The 1,577-nt window shown below is 58.5% G+C and carries 1 protein-coding gene; it reads right to left on the bottom strand.

From position 1 onward, the window contains the following. Window positions 1-122: 122 nt before the first annotated feature. Window positions 123-1,433 carry a phosphomethylpyrimidine synthase ThiC gene (gene thiC / locus KJB30_RS17805; RefSeq protein WP_214301716.1) on the bottom strand — a complete coding sequence of 437 codons (1,311 nt, stop codon included), beginning with the start codon at window positions 1,431-1,433 and terminating at the stop codon, window positions 123-125. Window positions 1,434-1,577: the final 144 nt, after the last annotated feature.

Raw genomic sequence — 1,577 nt, 5'->3', positions numbered from 1 at the left:
ACTGCCATGTCCTGGAACAGAGAATCTAGTTACTGTCAGTCCAACATACAAGGCGTAGCAGCGCTACGCCGCACAAGAGGGCTTGCGAGGACGGCGGCGAGGTGGCGCTTTTCAGCAACGTGTCAGATCTTATCGCCTCTCAGATCACCGGCAAACAGCTTGCCAGCTCCACGTGAAGCGCAGAAGTCGCCGCACATGGTGCAGGTATTTTCGTCCTCGGGGGTGCGGCTGGCGCGGATGGCGCGAGCATCTTCGGGGTAGAGCGCGAGCTGGAACTGCTTTTCCCAGTTCAGGTCGCGGCGTGCTTTGGACATCTCCTTGTCCCGCTGGCGACCCTTTTCCGGGTACTTGTTCATGTCGCCGATGTAGGCCGCTACCTTGGCTGCCTTGACTCCCATGCGTACATCTTCCTCATTGGGTAGGGCCAGGTGCTCGGCCGGGGTGATGTAGCAGATCAGGTCGGCTCCGAAACGGCTGGACTGGGCTGCTCCGATGGCGGCGGTGATGTGATCGAAGCCGGGAGCAACATCGGTGGCGATGGGGCCGAGCATGTAGTAGGGTGCGCCGCCGCTCATGCGCTTCTGCAGTTGGATGTTGCCTTCAATCTCGTCCAGCGGAACATGCCCCGGTCCTTCCACCAGCATCTGGCAGCCCATGTCGCGGCCGAGTTCCGCAAGTTCGCAGTTGAAGAGCAGTTCCTGGATCTGGGCGCGGTCCGAGCTGTCGTGGATCGCCCCGGCGCGCAGGCCGTTGCCCAGGGAGAGTACGGTGTCGTACTTCTTGAAAATTCCGGCCACCCGGTCGAATTTTTCGTAGAGCGGGTTTTCGCGGTTGTTGGCAATCATCCAGGCCACCATGGAGACGCCCCCCTTGCTGACCAGCCCGCCGTAGCGGTAACCCTGCTTGCGCAAGCGCTCGATGGTGCAGAGGTTGATGCCGCAATGCACCGCCATGAAGGCCATGCCGTCGCTGCACTGCTGCTCGATCATGTCAAAGAGCATCTCTTCGTCCAGCTTGTTGGGGTCGCCGTATTTGCGGGCCGCCTCGCAGAAAGCCTGATAGAGCGGAACGTTGCCCACCGGCAGGTCAACCGCGGCGATCACTTCTCGCCGCACCCGGTCCAGGTCGCCTCCCACGGAAAGCTCCATCAAAGTATCGGCTCCGGACTCCTGAGCTGCCAACGCTTTTCTGACCTCGGCTTCATAATCGACGATATCCGATGAGGTGCCGATGGAGGCATTGACCTTGGTGGACAGACCCTTGCCGATGCCGGCGATACGCGAAGGTTTGCGGTTGTGGTTCCAGGGGATGACGATCTTGCCTTCGGCCACCATCTGGCGGATGTATTCTTCCGAAAGTGCCTCGTTAACTGCCACTGTTTTCATCTGGGGGGTGATGATGCCCTGACGGGCGGATTCGATCTGGGTGAGCATGTGTTTCTCCTTTTTTAAATGTATCACTGGGTTCATCATTTTTTTCCCCCTCCCTAACCCTTGTATATTGTATAGACTGGGGACATAGGTAACAACTGTTCGGGGACATAGGTAACACATTATTATCAAGACACGGCTTTCCAA

Origin of the sequence: Pelotalea chapellei, assembly GCF_018531195.1 — a bacterium.
Lineage (GTDB): Bacteria > Desulfobacterota > Desulfuromonadia > Geobacterales > Pseudopelobacteraceae > Pelotalea > Pelotalea chapellei.
This window is presented reverse-complemented; position numbering and strand designations above follow the sequence as displayed.

Excerpts from the sequence above, each read along its gene's own strand:
- thiC (WP_214301716.1), bottom strand. The coding sequence starts at position 1,433 with ATGCTCACCCAGATCGAATCCGCCCGTCAGGGCATCATCACCCCCCAG.